This is a genomic window from Thermostichus sp. MS-CIW-25, assembly GCF_054060015.1.
This window is the reverse complement of record NZ_JBSSCS010000002.1, coordinates 117,378-139,216: the sequence shown is the minus strand read 5'-3', so window position 1 is coordinate 139,216 and position 21,839 is coordinate 117,378. Positions and strand designations below refer to the sequence as shown.

Sequence of the window (21,839 nt, the reverse complement as noted above, 5' to 3'; positions counted from 1 at the left end):
GCTGTTTCAAGCCGCTTTGAGGCGATCCCTTGAGGATTCCCGTTTGCGACAGCTCCAGCCCCTTTCCCAAAGGAAGAGAGGAGCCGGGAATCGAGGCGATGCCCAGCGCGACCGGAAATGACCCTCTTGGCTCAAGGGGACTCTGTCCTGCTGTCGCGATCAGCCATCCGGCCCCTGGAGTTGCTCCCACTGAGCGGGGGTAAAGGTGCGCAGGGCCAAAGCATGTAGGCGGCCATCCTGCAGGTAGGCTTTCAGGGCCTCATTCACCAGCCGGTGCTGTTTGATCAGGGGCAAGCCCTGGAATTGTTCCGCCACCACAATGGCCTGGAAATGGTGGCCATCGCCGACCGTGTCTTCCACCTGTACTCTCGCACCGGGCAGGGCGGCCCGTACCAACGCCTCAATTTCTCGTGGATCCATGCGCTGTTGTCCCCGTGGTCTCACTGTGTCCAAGCTCAAGATCCCGCCTCGGATCTCGACCTGCTCATCCATTGTGCTCCGCACCGCTATCGCGTCCACCTTAGACGGTTCTGGGGCAAAACGGGATCCCTTCCGGCCCACTACGGGCAGAGGCCAGGCTGGGATGGCTCAGCACCAAGACCTCGGTGATGGGGCCGCGTTTGTGGCCCTGGGCGTTGATGGCACGGCTGGCGGAGATGGTCTGGATGGGGTAATCCCGGTACAGTTCCCGCACGAAGGGGCAATCGGAATTGGAGAGCAGCACCTGCACGCCTCGGTCGGCCAAGGTTCCAAACACTTCTCGCAGGCGGATCTGTTCCGCTTCGCCGAAGGCAAACCGGCTGTAGGCGGTGAAGCTGCTGCTGGCAGAAAGGGGATGGTAAGGGGGATCCAAATAGACGAAATCTCCGGGTTCGGCCCGTTCTAGCACCTGCCAAAACGGCTGCACTGTGATCTCCACGCCTTGCAAAACTCGTGCCACGGCCCGTAGGTTCTCCGCGTCGCAAATGCGGGGATTACGGTAACGGCCCAAAGGGACATTGAACTCTCCCCGCGAGTTTTCCCGGTAGAGGCCATTAAAACAGGTCTTGTTCAGATACAGCAGGCGGGCAGCCCGTTGCGCCGGATCTTCAAATCGAGCCGCGCGGATGGTGTAGTAATAATCCCGGCTGTGGTGGGCTTGGTGGTGGCTGAGCAGGGCGATAAGCTCCTCCACGTGATCCCGCACGCAGCGATACACATTCACCAGCTCAGGGTTGATATCCGACAAAACAAAGTGTCGAGAACCCGATGGGATCCCTTGGGCCAGATGAAAAAAGACCGCTCCACCCCCCAAAAAGGGCTCGTGATAGGTGTTCCAGGTGCGAGGGAAAAAGGGTTCGTATTGGCTGAGCAGTTGCCCTTTCCCCCCTGCCCATTTTAGGAAGGGACGCGCTTTAATGGCTGGTGCTGCCGGAGTGGGTTCGCAGGAGTCGGGCGCAGGATCTTCCCGCCGCAGGGCATGCCTACGTCCAAGAGAACAAGGGTGGGTCAGCGATCCGGATCCTCTTCCAGCAGCTTTTCTAGCGTCTCGATCCAATGCTCCAGCTCCTCCAGCGCCTGCAACACTCCCTCTGGGTCGCTCAGATCCGCCTGCAGCATCTGGGTGGTTTCTGCCAAAGTCAGGGATCCGGGCGGGCTGGCCAACCAACGAAGGTAGTGGGGCAGAAAGTTGCGCGGAGAATCATGATAGCGGCGGTGACAGGCCAAGGCCACCAGGCTGGCAAGGCTGGCCTGATAGGCACTGAAGGGGCGGAGAAACAGCTCCGGCATCCCCACCCAGTAGAACTGGTGTTCCGGCAACAGTTCCACCGCATCTCCGCACAGCTCCTGACACAGCTTCAACCACTCTTCGCTCACCCAGGAGGAGTAGGTTACACCGTTTTCCCATTCGGGGATCCCCGACCGATAGAGGAGCAGCTCCAGCCGACCGATCAAACCCTGGTAAAACACCGCCTGCAACTGGGCTTCCAGATGATGTATCAACAGGGCCTGGGCCAACTGGAGGCTGCCGGAGCGTTCCCGCCAGCGGTGCGGAACAGCTTGCCCCTCCGGGTCGTAAAGAGCGGGCCTGCCCACGCGGGGGGATCCCACTGCCAATGCAACCAGGTGATCCAGGAGTATCTGCTGCAAAAAGATGGTGTGGGCCTGCACTCCCCACGTTCGCGCTGGAGGTAGAGAGCACCACGGCTGAGTAGCCCCTTGCATCTCCTCTAGATCCAGCCAAACTTGGGGATCCTCAGGCCGGAGCCGCTGGCTGATGATAGCAAGAACCTTCAACAAGAGCTCGCTCCCGCCGGATCCCGTTTCTCCTGGTCTAGACGAGGACTCTGTTTCGCTGACGCGAGTGGGCTTGTCTGCCTCGGTTGCGATAGCGCCGACTTCCAGCAGCCAGGGTTTGGCCTGGGCAGCACACTCAGGGCAAAAGTCCTGCAAAGCAGCCCAGATTAGAGAGGTGGCCTCAGCAGAGGTCAGGGGCGGCACGGGATCCCCCCAGGGCGCATGCAGATCGCAGATGCGAATGGAACGCCCCATGTTTCGGCTTTTGAGGCGGTAATAGCGCTGGAACAGATCCAACCGATCGCGGATCCCTTCCAGGAGGTTCTCCAAAAAAGTTTGAGTCAGGCCGTGGCGGGCCAGATACAGGTCGGCAGCAGAGTCATAGCCCCGCCATTGGGCCTCCCACAGGTGGTCGCGGATCAGGGTGCTGAGGATAAACCCACCCAGATCGGCATGGGCTTCTAGGTGTTGGACTAGCCGCTGGTAGGCCACCCAGCGGATTTCGGCGCTGGCGTGGGTTGGTAAGCTCTGTTCGCGCCAGTGGGACGGAGTTCCTAGCTGGACAAGGGTGTGATCTGGGAGCGCGGCAGGCGAGTTCAGGGTCACTTGCCACAACTGCCGCCAAGCTAACCTTCCTGTTGGGTACTGTTGGTGGAGCAGGCACTCCAGAGGCTCCGGTTGTTGGTGACCCCGCTGCTGCAGGAGGCGACACAAAAACTGGCGAAAGGGGCGCAGCTCCGGCTCGGCACAAGCAGCGGCCAAGGGATCCGAGGGCCGATCCTCTCGCTCCTGCGGCGTCTCAGCTGCGGGTTCGCCGAGGGGAACGGCGGTCAGGGATTGCAGTTCCAGGGGGAAAAACAACAGCTGGCTCTGCAGGGAGATGACCCGCTCCAGATCCCTCCAGCTGGGGTCTGCCTTCGTCCAGGCCATCTCTGGTTCGGCCTCAGCCGGGATCGCTGTTGGAAGGCTGCTGCTCTCGCAACCCTCGGCAAGATGGGCTGCCAGGGCGAGCGCCTGCGTCAGCTCCGACAACTCCTGCAGCGCCACCGCCAGCTCTGGCGGGCTGAGCTGGACCACCTGCCCCCGGTAGCGCTGGGCAAACTGCTGCACCTGCTCCTCCAGTTCATTCCAGGTTAGGGCGCGCTTTTTCCCAGAGCCAGAGAAACGCTCGAAAGGGGGTTCAGCAGCAGGAAAGACCACCGGCATCAGCCTCCTAGAGATGGGGTCGTCCCTCTGTTGGCTTGTCGGCAGAGGGGTGTGCCCGCCTTTTGACCTCTGCCAAAGGGCAAATGGCTGGGGAAATCTGGGTTGGAGGTGCAGGCTGCGATCAGAGGGATCCGGATCCCTGCTATCCCCCCCTGGGGGTTCCCATCCTGGTCAGAACATAGCCTCACCGCTGCTGTGCTGCGCAAAGGCGGCAGCAACAGCCAACCCAAGCCTGAGCCATTCGGCAAGCTCGGATCCGGGATCCCGCATTCATTAAAGACTGCGACTGCGAAAACCGACGTGCCTCCTTTGGGGCAGGAAAAACCTGAGATGATTGTGACATTCTCCTTGGGCAAATGCAGCCGGCAGCGTGGGGATCCCAATTTCGGCCAGGATACGTGTTGGGACAGAATAGGCCTGCGGCCACTTGTGCAAAGGGTAAAAGAACTATCCGAGGGAGGTGACTGCATTGTTTGCCCAAGTCACTGCTGCCGCTCTGCTGGGACTCCAGGCCGTGCAGGTTACGGTGGAGGTGGATGTGGGCGGTGGCTTGCCCCAGATCACCTTGGTGGGACTGCCCGATACTGCCGTTCAGGAGGCCAAAGAGCGAGTGCGGGCGGCGATCAAGAACTCCGGCTTTGCTTTACCCCAGCGGCGGATCATCGTCAACTTGGCCCCTGCCGATCTGCGCAAAGAGGGCCCCAGCTTCGATCTGCCCATTGCCATCGGGATCTTGGCGGCCTCCGGGGTGATCGAGGGGGAAGCGCTGGCCAACACCCTGATGGTGGGGGAATTGGCCCTAGACGGCACCCTACGCCCGGTGGCCGGGGTTCTGCCTATTGCCGCCAGCGCTGCCGAGATGGGGATCCGCCGCCTGGTGGTACCCCAGGAAAATGGGCCGGAAGGAGCGGTGGTGCAAGGGATCCAAGTGTATGGGCTGCCCTCCTTGGCGGCGGTGGTGGGCTGGCTGCAAAACCCAGAGGGAGTTGAGCCGGTGCGGATCCAGCCAGAACAGATGTTGCCAACCGAAACGGAACCCCTGCTGGATTTGGCCGATGTGAAGGGGCAAGAACATGCCCGGCGGGCTCTGGAGATCGCGGCAGCCGGCGGGCACAACCTGTTGCTGGTGGGCAGCCCGGGAGCGGGCAAGACCATGCTGGCGCGGCGACTGCCCGGCATTCTGCCCCAGCTGCAGTGGGAAGAGATGTTGGAGATCACCCGCATCTACTCGGCAGCCGGCCTGTTGCAGCAAAACCTGCACCTGGGACGCCAGACCCCCCTGATCGCCCAGCGGCCCTTTCGCGCTCCCCACCATTCGGCTTCGGCAGTGGCGCTGGTGGGTGGCGGCCCCTACCCCAAGCCCGGGGAAATCTCGCTGGCCCACCATGGCATCCTGTACCTGGATGAGCTGACGGAGTTCCGGCGGGAGGTGTTAGAGGTGCTGCGCCAACCCCTGGAAGATGGCAAAGTCACCATCTCCCGCGCCCGCGTTTCCCTAGAGTTTCCCGCCCAAACCACCCTGGTGGCCTCCACCAACCCCTGTCCCTGCGGCTTTTACGGGGATCCCGTTCACCCCTGCACCTGTACGCCGCAACAGCGGGAGCGCTACTGGTCCAAGCTCTCCGGCCCGCTGCTGGATCGCATCGACCTGCAGGTGCGGGTCAACCGCCTTAAGCCGGAAGAAATTGTCCGCGCCCAGGGCGGCGAATCTTCCCAAGCGGTGCAGCGGCGGGTGGAGCGGGCACGACAACGGCAGCGGCAGCGCTTTCAAAACGAGCCTGGGATCCACTGCAACGCCCAGATGCAATCCCGCCACCTGCGGCAGTGGTGCTCCCTTTCGGATCCCTGTCGCAAGCTCTTGGAGAACGCCATCCAAAAGCTGGGCCTGTCTGCGCGGGGGAGCGACCGCATCCTCAAGGTGGCCCGCACCATCGCCGATCTCGAGGGCGCGGAGGCCATTGCCCCCACCCACATTGCCGAAGCGATTCAATACCGCAGCCTGGATCGCGCTCGGCTGTAAAGCCCAAGCGCTCGGCGCCGCTGACGCGACCACCCCCAGCCCCCCTCCCAGATAGGGTTTCCCTCACTGCCAGAGCTCCGGCCTGCCCTACGGGATCCCACCCCCTGTTTTGTCGGGAAAAAGCTGTCCCCCCTGCACCTGAAGGATTTGGGCGGCTTTGAGCCAGCCGGCGTCAAAGGATCCCAGGTGGGTGGTGGTAACCAAGGTTTGCACGCGCTCCTGAATGGCTTCCAAGAGTTGGTTTTGCCGGTGCAGATCCAGCTCTGCCAGCACATCGTCCAACAGCAGCAAGGGCGGATCCCTGACCACCTGCTCGATCAGCTCCAGCTCGGCCAGCTTTAGGGCCAGGACCAAGGTGCGCTGCTGGCCTTGGGATCCATAGGCGCGGGCGGCAACTCCGTTAATGCACAGCTCCACTTCATCCCGATGGGGGCCCACCAGAGAGCTGCCCAGGGAGTGTTCGGCGGCGGCTTTGGCGCGGATCTCGGCCAAAAACTGGGCTTGGATCACTTCGGGGCTGGCCTGGGGATCCGGCAGGGGCACTTGGGGTCGATAGGTAAGGGTCAGGGTTTCCCGTCCACCGCTAATGACCCGGTGCCAGTGAGCAGCCAAAGGCTCCAGCCGTTGCAGCAGTCGGGCGCGGCGGCGCATAATTCGGCTACCGGTGGTGGCCAGTTGGGCATCCCAGAAGGCCATCTGCGAGAACTGAACGCCAGCAGCCGCTTGCGTTAGCGGGACAGAGTCCTTGGGATCCTGCTTCAAAAGGGCGTTGCGCTGCCTGAGGATCTGGCGATATTGCTCCACCAGGCCGAGATAAACCGGCTCCAGTTGCAGCAACACCCCGTCCAACCAATGGCGCCGCGTCTCCGGAGCGCCCCGCACCAGCTCCAGATCCAGGCTGGAGAACACCACGGCATTCACCTGTCCCAAAAAGTCCGCCTGGCGGCGCAGCACCTGCCCGTCCACCTTCAGGGATCGCCTGCCGCTGCTGCGCAGCTCCATCACCAGCTCGTGGGCCACCCCCAGCCGTTCCACCGTGGCGGCAATCCGCGCCTGCTGTTCTTCTTGATGCACCAGCTCCCGATCCCGAGCGGCCCGCCGCGAGCGCAAGGTGGCCAACAGCTCCACCGCTTCCAGCAGGTTGGTCTTGCCCTGGGCGTTCTCCCCCACCAGGATGGTTTTGGGCGCGTCAAAGGTGATCTCTTGATCCCGGTAGTTGCGAAAGTGGCGCAGGTGCAGAGAACGCAGGTACACTAAGGGCAGATGTAAAGACGCGATCAATATCTAACCAAGAACAGCCCCCGCTTTGGGGGCTTTCACTTTAACCCAACTGCAGCAGGGGCCAGAGAAGGTAGAGGGGTTAACCCCGAAGACTCAGCCAGCAGGGATCCCCTCTATCCCCAGTTCCGGGTAGGCCAGATCAGCGCCTGGTCAGGGTAGTCATCCCCCCGAGGCGCTCAGCCGCCAACAGGTGTAGGGCAGCGCGGGCGGAGTAGCGGGCAGCTTTGCTACGGCTGTAGTCGGCGAAGGTGTAGCTGCTGGGATCCGTACTTACGTCGCCCAACAGGTTCTGCACTTGATTCTGCAGGTCAGAGACGCTGCCGGAGTTGATGTTGGCGAAGGCCATCTCCGCTTGCAGCCGGCTGAGGTACTCCTGAGCCCGGAAAGGGGCCTCGAAGAAGGAACGGCCAGGGCGGCCCATGAAACCCAGCTCCGCTTCGTAGAGAACTTTGGCTGCTTTGGCTAAGTTTTCCGCTGCTTTGGCCTGCTCGCGGGCGGCGAAGAAGTTCCCCGCCTCAAGTGAGGCTTGGGCGTTGGTGAAACTCTCCTGGCCGTGTTCCAAAAGGCGGGCAGCCTCTGGGGAAGACCCCCGCTGAGAGAGGAAGCTGGCTTCGGCCAGGTGTCGCTGCGCCTTAGCCAGATCGCGGCTGGCTCGCTCAAGATCCCGCGGGCGCTGCCAAGTTGGCTGTACCTGAAGGGGAGCTGTGGCTTCAGGAGCAGAGCGTCTGCCCCGCTGGGCTTGCGCCGGGGATCCCAGCACCAGGGGGGTGAGCAGAACCAAAATCGGCAGAGAACAACCCAGAGCGCGAGCAAAAGAGGAACGAATCGTCATTGGTCATAGACTCCAATCGACAGAACAAGCCGGTTTGGGTTATCGCGGCTCATCTTGAGAATGGCGGAGAAAAATGACGTGAAGATGACAAGGGCAGCTCTACCGTAAATATCGATCCCTCTCCCACTTGGCTGGCCACTCGCAGGGATCCCCGATGGGCGGTGACGATCTGCTGGGCCAAGGCCAGGCCCAGACCGAACCCACCCGTATGGCGAGCACGGGTTTCATCCACCCGGTAAAACCGCTCAAACAGATGGGGCAGATGCTCGGGGGGAATGCCAATGCCTGTATCCTTGACGTGGAGGTAAGCGCGCTGGCGCTGGCTTTCCAGGCTCACCTGCACTGTGCCGCCTGCAGGGGTGTACTGCAGGGCATTGCGCAGTAGGTTCTCGATGGCCTGCCGCAGCAGGGCAGCGTTCCCCCGCACAAGCCAACCCCCAGAAAGATCCGTCTCAGGCAGGTGGCATTGCCAGTGAAGGCCAAGGGCCTCAGCTTGGGGGCGGTATTGCTCGCTCAGCTCCTGCAACAGCGCTCGCAAATTCAGAAGCGGCAGATCCTCCAGGGGCAGGGATCCCTGCTGGCGGGCCAACTGCAGCAAGGTATCGATCAGCACGCTGAGGCGGCGGGCACCGCTCACCACCTTTTCCAGGCGAGGTTGAGCTTGTTCCGGGGCCAGCAGAGCCATTTGAGCATTGCTCATCAGGGCGGCCAGGGGGGCGCGCAACTCGTGGGAAGCATCGGCAGTGAAGCGTTGCAACTGCTCGTAGGAGCGACGAATCGGCTGCATCGCCAGCCCCCCCAAGATCCAGCCGGCCCCGCCGATCAACGCCAGCGTCAGCGGGATCCCGATCCCCAACCCCCAGCGCAAGCGACCCAGGGTAAGTTGCAGCGGTTCCAGGGGCACCGCCAGTTGCAAGTAGCCCAGTAGCTTTTCCTCCTGCTGCACCGGCAGCGTGAGCTGGCGCAACAGTAAGCCGCTCTCTCCTTCCACCGTTTGGAAACCCAGTTGGAGATGGTGAGGCGGGCCATCCAAGTCAAACAGCTCCAGAGGAGGCCGGGATCCCGTGTACTGGCGCAGGGATCCCAAGCTTTCCCTTCCGGTGCCGGGAGCAGGATCGAACCAGCGCACATAGGCCAAGTGATGGTCGAGGGGTTGGGTTTTCCCCCCCAAAAAGGGCACCTCGTTCAACACCAACCGCCACTGCCCCTGGCGCAGCTCGTACTTAATGGCTGCCGCCATGATCCCGGCCTGAACCTGCAGCTCCTCGTCAAAAGCCTGCAACTGGTTCTCCACTTCCAAGCGGTAGAAGACGGCGGCAAACACCAGCAGGATCCCCCCCATGACCCCGGCAAAGCTGCGGGCCAAGCGACGGCGGCTGTGGTGAAACACCAGGGATCCCGTCCCTCTTGTCGCAGCCTTCTGCCCCAGGTGCGGCTGAAGGGGGTGTGCCAGGGAAACCCAGTTCCAGCCCAGCCATGGGAGAGAATGCTTGTGTTCAGCTCTTTTCACCTCCATCGCCACCCCCTAGAAACTGCTTTCATGGGTTCTCTTCTGGAGAGGCTATGCGCAGCCGGTACCCCTGGCCATACACCGATTCCAGCCAATCTTGGGCCTCCACCTCTTTTAACCGTAGCCGCAACCGCCGCACCAACGCAGCCACGGCATTGCTCTCCGGCTCACAGCCCCATTCCCACACCGCCTGCTCGATCTGGCCCCGACTGAGCACCTGGTTGGGATGGCGCATCAGGTATTCCATCAATTGAAACTCCTTGCCCGAAAGCTGTACCTGCCTCCCCTGCCGCTCTAGGGTCAGGCTGGCCAAGTGCAAGTGCAGGGATCCCAGGCTGAGGCTGTCTCCTTGCCATTGGGGGGAACGGCGTCCCAAAGCCCGCACCCGTGCCAGCAGCTCCACCAGATCCACCGGCTTGACCAAATAGTCGTCCGCCCCCGCATCCAACCCCTGCACCACATCCGATGTTGCGTCTTTGGCAGTTAACATCAGCACCGGCGCACATCCCCCCGATTGGCGGTATTGCCGACAGAGCTGGATCCCACTTGGCCCCGGCAGCATCCAATCCAAAATCAGGAGATCATAGGCTTTCTCCTCCATCAGCCAGGCAGCCATCTCCCCTTCCTTGGCACAGTCAACCACGTGGCCGCACTTGGACAGGGCAGCCTGTAAAGGCTCCAACTGTTCCGGGTCGTCCTCCACCAGCAAAATTCGCATCGTCCTGTGCGCCGTTGACCAAGACGGCCAGTTCCCACTGCCCAGGCTAGGATGGATCACGGAAATAGCCCTCTGCAAGGGAGAGGACAACGGTGGGGTGGCCCAAAATCCATCGGTGGCAAGATCTAGGGTTTGATTTTTGGCTGGTGCTGCCCTTGGCAGGGCTTCTTTTTGTGGCGGGGGGAGAGTGGGTGACGGGCCAAGCGCTGAGCCGTCCTCGCCGGCTAGAGCAACCTTTGGCGATTCGCAGCCAGCAACAAGCCACCTTGGCTCTGGATATTCTTTCCATTCAGGCGGAGATCCGCCGCTCCCGTGGCTACACCAAGGTGGAGGTGACTACCACCAATCCCCACCTGCGCAAGCTGGAATTTGAATTTCCACAACTGGATCCAGACCAGGTGTCGGCTCAGATTGCCCAAGAGCTTGGCCTTGCTCCCGAGCAAGTGCAGCGCCTGACCCGCTATAGCTTGGACTAGAGCATGACTCTAGTCAATAATAAGCTCAACTATACTGAAAATAATGTATAATATGTTCAGTACGGATTACTACCAGTTGATCTTTCTGTTTACTTTCGAGTCTGCCAACATGGTAGCCAAAGCAAAGCAGAAAATTGGTAGTAAGACGACACGGAAACTGCGCTTTGGGTATTCTACTCAAAGCTTTGCGGGATACCGCCATTCTGTTTGGAAACAAACAGAATGCTATCGCTGCATAGTTGAACAGTGATGTTCAGCAGTGTTCAGCGTAAATGTATCAGAGACACTCCAAGTCCGTTCAAAAAATGCGGGCTAACTGCTCGCAGGCAACTCTAATTTTCTCCAAGCTACCGGGATTGACCAAGCCGTAGTAGTCAAATCCATAAACTTTCCCAGTTTGGACGGCTTGCAACCGATTCCAAAAGGGGCGGGAACGGAAAAACGCCAAGGGATCCGCCGCCTCCGGGTTGACCACCAGCAGAACTTCTGGGTTGGCTTCCAGGATGCGCTCTGCCGAAAGGGTGACGTAGCCCCGAAAAGGCCCTTGGCTTTGCAAGGTAGCGGTGAGATTGTCCGCGCCAAAGCGTTCCAGCAGATCCCCGGCCCAGCTTTGCCGGTTGGGAGAAAGAATCGGCTGGGTGCCCACCAAGAGCAAGGTTTTGGGTCGAACGCGGGGCAGTTCCTGGGGCAAAAGGGATCCATACTGCCGCAGCAAGGGATCGGGATCCGCCCCCAAAGCAGCAGCCAGGGTGGCAATCGTCTCTTCCAAAGCAGCCCAACTGTCCACGCGGGTGAGGTAGGTGGGGATCCCCAGCTCCTGCAGCCGTTCTGCCAGAGCCTCGTGAAAGCCACTGGCCCCCACCACCCAGTCCGGTTGTAGGGCCACAAGCTGCTCCAGGTTGGGTTGGTTGCCCAGCCCCAGGCGGGTCAAGCCTTGGAAGCGGGGATCCTCCTCCAACAAACGACCGGCAGGGATCCCCACCAACCTATCGGGGGCCAAGCGATAGAGGATATCGGCAGTCAAGGTGGTGAGGCTGGCTACCCGACGAAAAGGACTCTGTCTCGCTGACAGGAGTGGCTCCTGAGGGATCCGACCTTGGGCTTGGGCCAAACGCCCCATTCCCCAGGCCCCCACGCTGGCCAGACCAAAGGCGAACAGTTGACGGCGAGAAAGACGAGACAGCATAGACAATCTGATACATTTACGCTGAACACTGCTGAACATCACTGTTCAACTATGCAGCGATAGCATTCTGTTTGTTTCCATTCGCGTCAGCGGGACGGAGTCCGAACAGAATGGCGGTATCCCGCAAAGCTTTGAGTAGAATACCCAAAGCGCAGTTTCCGTGTCGTCTTACTACCAATTTTCTGCTTTGCTTTGGCTACCATGTTGGCAGACTCGAAAGTAAACAGAAAGATCAACTGGTAGTAATCCGTACTGAACATATTATACATTATTTTCAGTATAGTTGAGCTTATTATTGACTAGAGTCATGCTCCAAAACAATTCCCAAACAGCAATCAATTGAGGGTGAACTGGATGGGCACCACCACCCAAGACTCGATGGGGGCGTTGTTTCTCAAGGCCGGGCTGAATTCCCACCGCTGCACCGCCTCCTGCGCTGCCCTATCCAGGGCGGGAAACCCACTGGAAGAGGCGATCTCCACCTGCTGCACCTGCCCCTGGGCATTGACCTTGGCCCGCAGCAGCACCTGCCCCTGTTGGCCGAGACGGCGAGCTTGAGGAGGGTAGGGGGGCGGAGGATTGCGACCGGGGATCGGGCGGGCCAAGATGTCCGGCTGGGGGTTGGCAGCCACTGTCGGTGGGGAGGAACTGGGGGTGGCAGGTGTTGGGGCAGAGGAATGGGGTTGGGCTGCACCTATACCGCCAGGTGTCCCAGTTTCAGGATCCCTTGGCCCCAATCTGCTCTCGCTGCCGGGGGAAGGCGGAGCGGCGGCAGTCTTTACGCTGGAACGGATCCCTTGGATCAAGGGGGTAAAGCGGGGCAGAGGGGTGCTTGAGGTAACCGGGGCGGAGGTGAGTGGAGTCGCTGTAGAGGTGGGGGTAACCGCCGGAGTTGGGGTGGGCTGTTGTGGCGGAGGAGTGGGTTGCGGGGTAGCTGTCGGTAATGGGGTCAGTGGAGGAGTAGGGGTGGGTTCTGGCTTTGCCGTGGGAATGGGTGTAGGGGTCGGTGGAGGCGTAGGGGTCGGAGTTTGCAGGGCCAGCAAAGATTCAGCCTCCGGGATGGCTGGCATCTCGATCTCTTGGGGCACAGGCTCCGGTGGGGATAGATCGTCTGCAGGGGGCGATTCCGGGGCCGGGCCGGGCGGCTCTGCTGTTGGCTCTGGTGGGAGAGATTCTATGGATTCTGAATCCGGTTCGAGCAACTGTGGCTCGGGATCCTCCAGCAAAAGCGTGACTGGGATCCGGAGTTCTGCGTCTGATAAAGGCCGGGATCCCCACCAAGCCAGCCCCAGCAGCGCCATCAGGTGCAAGAGGAGGGAAATCAACCCCTCCCGGCGCAGCGGTCGGGGATCCCTGGCTCGCAGGTGGAGGACGGTCCCCGGCGGATCTTCCCCCTCCTGGCAAGCTGTCCAGAGGGCAGCCCAGCTATAGCCGGCCACCCAAGCCTCTTGCAGCAGCTCCTCGGCACACTCCAGCCAGCCGCTCTCTCTTGCGCCAGCCCAAACCCACAACGCCAACCAAGCCAGCCCCGCCTCCCAGGCCATGCCCGCCTGCTGCCAATACCACCCCTGCAGTCGCCACAAAAGCTGGGGACAGGACTTCCGAAGAAGAGAGAGGGATCCCTTGGGGGTGCGGGCAGGTGGCTCGGCAAGCATCGGTTAGAGCAGGATCCAGAGTAAACACGGCCTCAGGTCTTGGCCCCTAAAACCGGGTGGAAAAACTGAGCGCAGCATGCCGTCCCGGCTGGGCCCGCCGTTCCACTTCAGGGCCGACAAAGAGAGAGCGGGTTTCGGAGTAGAGAAAATACTTTTCATCAAAGAGATTGAACACCCCGAAATTCAATTGCCAGTTGTCGTCCAGGTTGTAGTAGCCCAGCAGATCCACCACGGTGTAGCCCTTGGGCACAAACGGAATTTGAGGTGGAGCGTTGGGGTTCGGTTGCACTACCTCCCGTTGCGGGTCGCGGGGATCCGCCACCAGCGTGGCCACCAACCTGGCTCCCCAGATCTGGCTGGGATCGTCGTAGTGCAGTCCCAGTACTGCCGTCAGTGGCTCAATGGAAAGGAGGGGTTTGTTTTCGGTGAGGTTGTCCCCCACCGCCCAGGCAAAGCTGCCATTGAGGCTCCAGCCGGTCAAATCGGGGCTGAAGAAGTACTGCCCGGTGGCTTCTACACCATAGATGCGGGCCCGACTGACGTTCTGGCTCTGAAAGAGAGTCACCGGTGGAGGTGGCGGGCTCCCTGGCGGGCCGGGGGGTGAAGGCTCGGATCCCACCTCCCGGAAAGCCTCGATAAAGTCGTTGTAGGTGTTGTAGTAGGCGGCCAAGCTAAAGCTGGCCTGGGGGTAGATCCCCCGCAACCCCACTTCAAAGCCTTGGCTGGTTTCCGGTCGCAAGTTGGGATTGGAAAGGGTGCGGTAGCGGAAGAAGGGGCTGACCAGGTTGGTGAAGCCGCTGTTGATTTCGTTGTACTGAGGGGCCCGAAAACCGGTGTTGTACTGGGCCGTAAAGGTGAGGTTGGGATTAATCCTCCACACCAGGCCCACCTTGGGAGAAATGGCATCGGCAAACAGGCTGGCGGCTTCTGCCCCACTTTTCAAGAAGGCTTCGTCAGGGCTGGGGGTGAGGCGGTAGGTGTCGTAGCGGATGCCGGGGATGAGGGTAAAGTTGCCGCCCCCAAAGTCGATCTCATCTTGCAAATACAGCCCAAAGCGCACGGTATCGGAGTCGGGAAAATCTTTGGTGGGAAAAGTGTCCGGGGGGATGTTTTGGGTGACTGCCCCGGTCAGCAGGTTGGTTTGGAAGCGGTTGCGGGGACGTTCGTTGCGGGTGGTGGAGATCTCCATTCCATACACCAAGCGGTGGGAGAGATCCCCGGTTTGGAAGCGGCTCTGGGCCTGTACGCTGGCTCCCAGAATGTTGCTGACCAGCTCGTTGAAGGTATCCCGACGCACAGGCACGGGCCGACCTTGTACCGTGAGGGTGCGTTCTTCCACGCTGGGCTCCTGGGTGCGGGCCGGCTGGTAGTAGATCTGGACGGTGGCCAGCTCAAAAGCGGGGGTATCGGGGTTGGCGTAGCGATATTCCAAACTGAGGCGGCTGCGCTCGGTCTCAATGGTCTCCCTGAAAAAGCGGATGCCGGGATCCAGGTTGCGGGGCGAAAAGGTGGTGGTGGTGCGGTTGTTGAAGTATTCCGCCGTCAGGGTGAGGCTGTCAAAGGGACTGAAGCGATAGACCAGCTTGGCCAGAACATTGTCTCCCTCCACCGTCTGCCGATCCTTGAAACTGGGATCCGCTTTAATATCCGGCTCTCTGGCGTCGCGGCGAGTGTAGATGAGCAGGGCCTCTAAGTTATCCTGCCGACCCGCCAAGCTGAGGGTGTTGACGTACCCTTGGTTTTTGCTGTCGTACTGGCTGGACAGGCCCACATGGCTGTCCCGTTCCCCCAGCAGATCGGCTGGATCCAGAGTGGTATAGGTCACCACACCCCCCAGCGCGTCGCTGCCGTAGAGGGTGGAGGCGGGGCCGCGGATAATTTCTACAGTTTTCAAGGCCTCCAGCTCAAAGGTATCCCGGCCAATGGTGAAGGGGCCGAAGGAAAATCGCTCCGGCTGGCGGATCCCATCCACCTGGATCAACACCCGGTTGGCGTCGAGGCCGCGGATGTTGAAGTCCTGCAGGCCGTAGCGAACGCTGCGCCGCACGCTCACCCCCGGCTCGTAGCGCACCAGATCCTGAATGTTTTGAACCAGCTCCCGCCGCAACCGCTCCCGGTCGATGACGGTAATGCTGGCAGGCGAGTCGGCTAGGGTGCGCTCGGTGCGAGTACCGGTTACGGTGACCTGTTGCAGGTTAAAGATCGGCGTGCCTTCCTGCTGGAGAGCCCGAAGCTCGGCCTGTAGCCGCTCCACCTCTGCCTGATCCCCCCGCCGGCGAGCAGCCTCTATTTGCGCCTCTAGCTCCCTAATCTGCTCTTGCAAGGTGGTCGGTGCAGGGGTGGCCTGGGCCAACAGCGGCGGAGTTGTCGAATCAGGGATCCGGGCATTGGGCTGAGCCTGGGACAGGGATCCCCAGCCCACTCCCAAACTCAACCCCAAACTCACCACCCGCCACCAACGACCGTTCATGCGCATAACCTCTCAGACTCCTCAAATCCACCCCAGGAAAAACTCACTCCAAACTGGACAAACCCTCCCTCAGCACCCTGACACCGGCAGGGAGAGGAGCCTTGCTGCCGCTGGAGCTGTGCTGCGCAGGGGGCAAAGCTGTGGCCCTACCGGAGTCGAGATCCACTCCACCTCCAGGCCAAACACCTGTCGCACCCGGCTGGGGGTCAACACCGCCAAGGGAGACCCCAGGGCCTGCATCTGGCCGGATCCCAGCAAGGCAATCTGCTCGCTGTAGCGAATGGCCAAATTCAGGTCGTGCAGCACCGTAACTACCGTCAGGCCCTGCTCCTGCTTCAGCCGTTGCAACAGCTCCAGCAGCTCCAGTTGGTGGCGCAGATCCAAAAAGGTGGTGGGCTCATCCAACAGCAACACCTGCGGCTCCTGCACCAAAGCCAACGCCAGAAAAGCCCGTTGCCGCTCGCCCCCCGAAAGGGTTTCCACCCGCCGCAGCGCCAGGGATCCCAGTCCTGCTTGCTCCAGAGCCCACTCCACCCGCTGCCGATCCGCCGGCGTCAACTGCCACGCCCACCAGGGCTGGTGGGGAGAACGCCCCAGACTCACCAATTGCCGCACCGTCAGCCCTGCCGGGATCCTCGGCTGCTGGGGCAAAAGAGCCAACTGCCGGGCCACCTGCTGGGGAGTGAGTTGAGTGTGCAGATCCCGACCGTCCAGGTACACGCGCCCAGCTTGGGGAATCAGAACCCGACTCAACAGCCGCAGCACCGTCGATTTGCCCGAACCATTGGGGCCGACAATGCTCAGCCATTCCCCCTGTTGCACGCTGAAGCTCACCTGTCGCACCACCGTCCGGGATCCGTAGCCCCCGCTCAAGTCCTCGACCTGCAGGATGGGCTCTCTCATCGCCCCGCCCCCTGCTGCCGCAGCAGCCAGCCGAAAAAGGGAGCCCCCATCACAGCGGTGACAATCCCCACCGGCAGCTCTATCGGGCCCAAACGGCTCAGGATGTCGGCACCGCTCAGCAGGGTCGCCCCTGCCAAGGCAGAAAGGGGCAACAGCCAGCGGTAATCGGATCCCACCCCCTGCCGCACCATGTGGGGCACCACCAAACCGACAAAGCCGATCACCCCCCCCACACTGACAGCGGTTGCCGCCAGCCAAGCCGCCACCAGACCAATCACCACCCGCGTCCGCGCCAGAGGGATCCCCAAGCTCACCGCCATCTCTTCCCCCAAGCTCAGCAGGTTTAAAGCCCGCGCCTGCCCCCATCCCAATCCCAAGCCGACCAGGATATACGCCCCGGCCACCTGCACCTCTGGCCAGCCCCGCCCGCTCAAGCTGCCGATCAACCAGGTGAGAGCCACCTGCACCCGGTCATCTGCCATCAACAACAAGGTGGAGCTAATGGCCCCAAACAGGGCGCTGACGGCCACCCCCGCCAAGATCAGCCGCTCCACCGCCAGTCCCGAGGGAGTACGCGCCAACCCGTACACCAACACGGTAGTCAGCACCCCGCCCACCCAAGCGGCCAGGGGCACCCAAGCCGTCCACTCTCCCAAGGTGAGCAACCCCACCGCCGCCAGGCCCGCCCCCGCCGAAATGCCCAGCAGGTAGGGATCCGCCAGCCCATTGCCCAGCATCCCCTGCAACAGGGCCCCTGCCATCCCCAGAGCCGCCCCCAGCAACTGGGCCAAGAGCGCCCGCGGCAGCCGCAACTGCCAAACAATCGTCTGCCGAATGGGATCCCCCTGCCCCCACAGGGCTTGCCAGAGTTCTGGGAAAGTCATGGGAACGGATCCCAAAGCAATCGAGACCAAAAGTACTAGGAAAATGAAACTCAATAGCAAACAGGTCAAACCGATTGGCGAGAGCAGCCGCTTTCTTTGCCCCCAGCCTCCGCCCCCCTCAACCTCTGTATACGGACACTCGCGATCGACCAGCACCGGGAAAACCTCTCGAGCTTTGCCCAGGAAGAGAGCCTTCTGAGGCCAAGAAACCCCCTCCGCCCGCAAGGGCGGGATGGAAAACTCAGCCAAGTTGGCCAGGCCTCCCTCCCGAGCTTTATTGAAAGTCAAACTCAACAAAACGTAGTCGCTAGAATAGCAAGGCTTCTTGGATGTTGCAAGTCAGTTTCAATAGCTTGTGCCTAAATTTCTCCCTCTTGCGCTTCAGGGCTTTTGGACAAGACCGGGCAGCGCCTCTGCCCAGCCACTCGGCCTTACCTCAGGGGGGATCCAACTACCCTGAGCGAGGTCATGGCAACCAACCGCGAAATGGGAATCAGGGGAGAAGGGCTGGGGAAACGTCTCAAACTTCATCTAGACCTGGATCTAGAATGGCCCAAGCTGGTCGGCCCGAGTTGGCTAGACTCCGAACCTTCAGCCCATTGCTTGCCCACGTTTTGATGCCATGAGTTCTTCCGCCGAGCCTACTTGGGATGCCTTAGAGGTGGATCCCGCCCTGCTCACCCCCATGATGCAGCACTATGTGGAGCTGAAGCGGCAGTATCCCCACGCCATCTTGCTCTACCGCCTGGGGGATTTCTACGAGATGTTCTTCCAGGACGCCCAGCGGGTGTCGCGGGAGCTGGAGCTGGTGCTCACCGGGCGGGAAGCAGGGGCCATAGGGCGGGTGCCCATGTGCGGGATCCCTTACCATGCTTTCGACCGCTACGCTGCCCAGTTGGTGGCCAAAGGCTATGCCCTGGCCGTCTGCGACCAGATGGAGCCGGCAGATCAGGCCAAGGGCTTGGTGCGGCGGGAAGTGACGCGGGTCATCACCCCCGGCACGGTCATCGAAGAGGAGCTGCTGCAGGCACGGCAAAACAACTACTTGGCCGCCGTGGTCCGCCTGAGAGGCTCCAAGCAAACCCCCTGGGGCCTGGCTTACGCCGACATTTCTACCGGCGAGTTCTGGGTCTGCCAGAGCGAGGGGCAAGAGCAGCTAGAACAGGAGCTGGCCCGGCTGCAGCCGGCGGAGATCCTGCTGCCCACCGAGGAAGGGCTGGGCCTGGGCTTAATTCGGCCTGGAGATCCCCAAGCTCCCCTGGGCCTGCCCGGCCAGTACACCTATACCCTGCGCCCGGTGGAGCCCTTTGAGCTGGCGGTGGCGCGAGAAAACTTGCTACAGACCTATGGCCTGCGCTCTTTGGAGGGCTTGGGCTGCAAGGGGCTGCCCCTGGCAATTCGGGCGGCGGGAGGGCTCTTGCACTACCTGGAGGAGACGCAAAAGAACCTGGTGCAGCCTTCTCCCCAGGGGGGCCACCCCCTCCTACGTCCCCCTCGCACCTACCAGTTGACGGATTACCTCATCTTGGATGCCCAAACCCGGCGTAACTTGGAGCTCACCCAGACCATCCGAGAGGGGGCTTTTGTGGGATCCCTGCTCTGGGTGCTGGATCACAGCCGTACAGCCATGGGGGGGCGCACTTTGCGGCGCTGGCTAATGCAGCCTTTGCGGGATCTAGAGCAAATCCGCCTTCGCCAAGACACCATCCAAGAGCTTTTGGAAAACCCTTCTCTGCGGGCCCGCCTGGGATCCCTTCTGGACTCTCTGTACGACCTGGAGCGGCTGGCCAACCGCGTCGGATCGGGCACCGCCAACCCGCGCGAGATGGTGGCCTTGGGATCCTCCTTGGGCAAACTGCCCCAGTTGGCCGAGCTGGTGGGGGAAGCCAAGACTCCCCTCTTGCAAAGCCTGCAACAGGTGGATCCCGCCCTGGTTGAGCTGGGCCAACGCATCGAGCACACCCTCCTGCCCTCCCCTCCCCCTGTGCTCACCGAGGGGGGCCTCATCCGAGCCGGCGTGGATCCCGAGCTGGACAGGCTGCGGCAGCAGGTGGAGCAAGACCGCCAGTGGGTTGCCCAGTTGGAAAAAAGCGAGCGCGACCGCACTGGGATCCCCACTCTCAAGGTGGGCTTCAACAAGGCCTTCGGCTACTACCTCAGCATCAGCCGCGCCAAGGCCCACCAAGTCCCCAAAGAGTACATCCGCAAGCAAACCCTGACCAACGAAGAGCGGTTCATTACCCCCGAGCTCAAAGAAAAAGAGGCCCGCATCCTCACAGCCCAAACCGACATCAACCAGCGGGAATACGAGCTGTTTGTGCAGTTGCGCCAAGAGGCAGGATCCCGGGCCGAAGCCATCCGCCAAGTGGCCCAGACCCTGGCTGCCGTCGATGCTCTGTTTGGCCTGGCGGAAGTGGCCGTGCAGCAGGGATACACCCGTCCCCTCCTCACAACAGACCGCCGGCTCATGATCGAGGAGGGTCGCCACCCGGTGGTGGAAAAATCCCTGCCCCAGGGCCTCTTCGTGCCCAATTCGGTGCAACTGGGATCCCCCCACGGCCCCGATTTGATCGTCCTCACCGGGCCCAACATGTCCGGCAAGTCCACTTACCTGCGGCAAATTGGGCTCATCCAAATCCTGGCCCAGATGGGCAGCTTTGTCCCCGCGCGGCGGGCAGAGTTGGGCCTCTGCGACCGCGTATTTACCCGCATTGGCGCTGTGGACGATCTGGCTACCGGCCAGTCCACCTTCATGGTGGAAATGAACGAGACCGCCAACATCCTCAACCACGCCGGCGAGCGCTCCTTGGTGCTGCTGGACGAGATTGGCCGAGGCACCGCTACCTTCGATGGCCTTTCCATTGCCTGGGCGGTGGCGGAATACCTGGCCACTCAGGTGCGCGCCCGTACGGTCTTTGCCACCCACTACCACGAGCTCAACCAACTGGAGACCTTGCTGCCCAACGTGGCCAACTTTCAGGTGGTGGTCAAGGAATTGCAAGATCGCATCATCTTCTTGCACCAGGTACAGCCTGGGGGGGCAGATCGCTCCTATGGCATTGAGGTGGGGCGCATGGCTGGCCTGCCGCAGCCGGTAATCCAGCGGGCCGAACAGGTGCTGGCCTTGGTGGAAAAACACAGCCGCATCGGCCTGGGCCTGCGCAACCAAGGAAAAAGCCGCCTCGCCCAAAAGAACTCCAAAAAAGAGCCCGCTCCCAATGGGATCCCCGACCCTGCCGTTGGGGATCAACTGTCTTTGATCCCAGCGCCTCTCTTTCCCGATTAGCCTTAGGCTCCCCTACCCCTGTCGGGATCCCGTTCTTGCAACCTCAGGGCTGCAGCCAGCCCATCCAGCTCATCCCGATGCCCCTCCACCCACAGGTGGGATCCAGGGGCCGTTCGCGTTGGTGCTGTGGGGGAACCGTGCTGTCCACAGAAGGGGAGCGGGACAGAGTCCTCGTCGGCTTCCTGCAGTTTCAGGCGGATTTGCTCCGGGCGTTGGTTGCGCCGCCAGTAGTACCAACCCGCCCAGGGGGAGGCCAGCACCAACATCCAAGGCCAAGCGCCCCACCCCGGCTCAAGGGTCTGCAGCACCAAGGCCAAACAGGCCAGTCCCGTCCCCGCCAGTCCCGTTAAAAAAAAGGTCAGCCCCACGCTAGCCTGACCTTGCCCTGCAAAGGTGGCGATCCCCTCGGCATCGGCGGACTGGAGACGATAGCCACGCCTTTCCAAGTGCTCCCGTAGAGCGGATCCCATTTCCTCCAGGCTGCGACTGCTGAGATAGACGCGAGTCTCAACGCGATCTTTGCCCGAAGCTCGCAGGAAAAAGAATAGACCGATGGCCAATAGAGTCGTCAACGCCAAGGTTGAAACCTTTTCCCCCGTCAGCGGGGCTATGGCCAACCCAAGTGCCTGAGCAGAGCCCAGTCCGCCCAGAGGAAGGGGGTTGACCTGTTCGGGGAGTCTGGCTCCCCCACAGCTGGGTGGGATAGGTGAATGGGAACAGTTCATCGAATAGAATCGAATAGATTGGAATAGGCAAAGCAATTTACACGCTACCTTTGAAGTTTAGACCCTCTAGGATGGATGGGTTACTTCCCCCAAGGACGAGCTGCTGGGTTCACCCTGAGGGCAATACGCTTTTTCGCAGTGGCGGTGACAGTTGAACTGGGGGGATCCTACGCTGGATCTCATGCCTCTGAGATGAGAAATGCAACTATAATTAAGTTATGATAAGGGACTCACGCTCTACCCGTTGCGTGATCCCTTCACTGCCACGTTAGCCTTTCTCTGTGGGGTATGGGCATGAGGTTGGGTTGAGGAAGAGGCCAATGTGTGATTTTCCTCCGAATGCCGCAAGGCGTTGAGCAAAGGGGAACACTTAAGCTTAACCCGCTCCACATCGTTTACCATCCCTCTCT

At 61.3% G+C, this 21,839-nt stretch carries 16 protein-coding genes and 1 pseudogene; 4 read left to right on the top strand and 13 right to left on the bottom strand.

Annotated features, from left to right (window positions below):
• Nucleotides 1–159: 159 nt before the first annotated feature.
• The 3 genes from ACVWZ1_RS01560 to ACVWZ1_RS01550 all read right to left on the bottom strand — a co-directional run bounded on the left by ACVWZ1_RS01560 (nucleotide 160) and on the right by ACVWZ1_RS01550 (nucleotide 3,483).
• Nucleotides 160–420, bottom strand: a complete 261-nt coding sequence (locus ACVWZ1_RS01560) for a BolA family protein (RefSeq protein WP_414419595.1) — start codon at nucleotides 418–420, stop codon at nucleotides 160–162.
• Nucleotides 421–520: 100 nt separating this feature from the next.
• Nucleotides 521–1,456 carry a DNA adenine methylase gene (locus ACVWZ1_RS01555; RefSeq protein WP_457465570.1) on the bottom strand — a complete coding sequence of 312 codons (936 nt, stop codon included), beginning with the start codon at nucleotides 1,454–1,456 and terminating at the stop codon, nucleotides 521–523.
• Between the two features lie 32 nt (nucleotides 1,457–1,488).
• A complete protein-coding gene (locus tag ACVWZ1_RS01550; protein ID WP_457502351.1) occupies nucleotides 1,489–3,483 on the bottom strand; it encodes a peptidase M3 in 1,995 nt (664 codons plus the stop codon).
• A 469-nt stretch (nucleotides 3,484–3,952) separates the two neighbouring features.
• Here ACVWZ1_RS01550 and ACVWZ1_RS01545 point away from each other — a divergent pair, with 469 nt between their 5' ends.
• Nucleotides 3,953–5,503, top strand: a complete 1,551-nt coding sequence (locus tag ACVWZ1_RS01545; protein WP_457502372.1) for a YifB family Mg chelatase-like AAA ATPase — start codon at nucleotides 3,953–3,955, stop codon at nucleotides 5,501–5,503.
• Nucleotides 5,504–5,590: 87 nt separating this feature from the next.
• Here ACVWZ1_RS01545 and recF read toward each other — a convergent pair whose 3' ends face one another.
• The 4 genes from recF to rppA form a co-directional block, all read right to left on the bottom strand.
• A complete protein-coding gene (gene recF, locus ACVWZ1_RS01540; protein ID WP_457502350.1) occupies nucleotides 5,591–6,757 on the bottom strand; it encodes a DNA replication/repair protein RecF in 1,167 nt (388 codons plus the stop codon).
• A 166-nt stretch (nucleotides 6,758–6,923) separates the two neighbouring features.
• The gene (locus tag ACVWZ1_RS01535) at nucleotides 6,924–7,616 is read right to left on the bottom strand and encodes a DNA-binding protein (RefSeq protein ID WP_457490864.1); all 693 of its coding nucleotides are present in this window, start codon (nucleotides 7,614–7,616) and stop codon (nucleotides 6,924–6,926) included.
• A 49-nt stretch (nucleotides 7,617–7,665) separates the two neighbouring features.
• Nucleotides 7,666–9,132 (bottom strand): sensor histidine kinase, encoded by a 1,467-nt coding sequence (locus ACVWZ1_RS01530; protein ID WP_414374970.1) that lies wholly within the window; start codon nucleotides 9,130–9,132, stop codon nucleotides 7,666–7,668.
• Nucleotides 9,133–9,154: 22 nt separating this feature from the next.
• Nucleotides 9,155–9,844, bottom strand: coding sequence for a two-component system response regulator RppA (rppA, locus tag ACVWZ1_RS01525; protein WP_414355523.1), 690 nt, complete (start codon nucleotides 9,842–9,844; stop codon nucleotides 9,155–9,157).
• 92 nt (nucleotides 9,845–9,936) lie between these two features.
• Here rppA and ACVWZ1_RS01520 point away from each other — a divergent pair, with 92 nt between their 5' ends.
• Together ACVWZ1_RS01520 and ACVWZ1_RS01515 are read left to right on the top strand one after the other, a co-directional pair.
• Nucleotides 9,937–10,320, top strand: coding sequence for a hypothetical protein (locus ACVWZ1_RS01520; protein ID WP_011434266.1), 384 nt, complete (start codon nucleotides 9,937–9,939; stop codon nucleotides 10,318–10,320).
• Between the two features lie 55 nt (nucleotides 10,321–10,375).
• Nucleotides 10,376–10,559, top strand: a pseudogene (locus ACVWZ1_RS01515) (hypothetical protein); the annotation flags it as partial.
• Nucleotides 10,560–10,618: 59 nt separating this feature from the next.
• Here the strand turns inward: ACVWZ1_RS01515 and ACVWZ1_RS01510 are convergent.
• From ACVWZ1_RS01510 to ACVWZ1_RS01490, 5 genes are all read right to left on the bottom strand, one after another.
• Nucleotides 10,619–11,506, bottom strand: a complete 888-nt coding sequence (locus tag ACVWZ1_RS01510) for an ABC transporter substrate-binding protein (RefSeq protein ID WP_011434267.1) — start codon at nucleotides 11,504–11,506, stop codon at nucleotides 10,619–10,621.
• Nucleotides 11,507–11,841: 335 nt separating this feature from the next.
• A complete protein-coding gene (locus tag ACVWZ1_RS01505) occupies nucleotides 11,842–13,161 on the bottom strand; it encodes an energy transducer TonB (RefSeq protein WP_457502349.1) in 1,320 nt (439 codons plus the stop codon).
• A gap of 46 nt (nucleotides 13,162–13,207) precedes the next feature.
• Nucleotides 13,208–15,631: a TonB-dependent hemoglobin/transferrin/lactoferrin family receptor gene (locus ACVWZ1_RS01500; protein WP_457502348.1), complete on the bottom strand. Its 2,424-nt coding sequence runs from the start codon at nucleotides 15,629–15,631 to the stop codon at nucleotides 13,208–13,210.
• Nucleotides 15,632–15,700: 69 nt separating this feature from the next.
• The gene (locus ACVWZ1_RS01495; RefSeq protein ID WP_414408480.1) at nucleotides 15,701–16,534 is read right to left on the bottom strand and encodes an ABC transporter ATP-binding protein; all 834 of its coding nucleotides are present in this window, start codon (nucleotides 16,532–16,534) and stop codon (nucleotides 15,701–15,703) included.
• Nucleotides 16,531–17,574 (bottom strand): FecCD family ABC transporter permease, encoded by a 1,044-nt coding sequence (locus ACVWZ1_RS01490; RefSeq protein WP_457502371.1) that lies wholly within the window; start codon nucleotides 17,572–17,574, stop codon nucleotides 16,531–16,533. Before ACVWZ1_RS01490 ends, ACVWZ1_RS01495 begins: the two co-directional genes overlap by 4 nt.
• 466 nt (nucleotides 17,575–18,040) lie before the next feature.
• Between ACVWZ1_RS01490 and mutS the strand changes: the two genes are divergently transcribed.
• Nucleotides 18,041–20,704, top strand: a complete 2,664-nt coding sequence (gene mutS / locus ACVWZ1_RS01485; RefSeq protein ID WP_457502347.1) for a DNA mismatch repair protein MutS — start codon at nucleotides 18,041–18,043, stop codon at nucleotides 20,702–20,704.
• Between the two features lie 2 nt (nucleotides 20,705–20,706).
• Here mutS and ACVWZ1_RS01480 read toward each other — a convergent pair whose 3' ends face one another.
• The gene (locus tag ACVWZ1_RS01480; protein WP_457502346.1) at nucleotides 20,707–21,282 is read right to left on the bottom strand and encodes a cofactor assembly of complex C subunit B; all 576 of its coding nucleotides are present in this window, start codon (nucleotides 21,280–21,282) and stop codon (nucleotides 20,707–20,709) included.
• Nucleotides 21,283–21,839 lie beyond the last annotated feature (557 nt).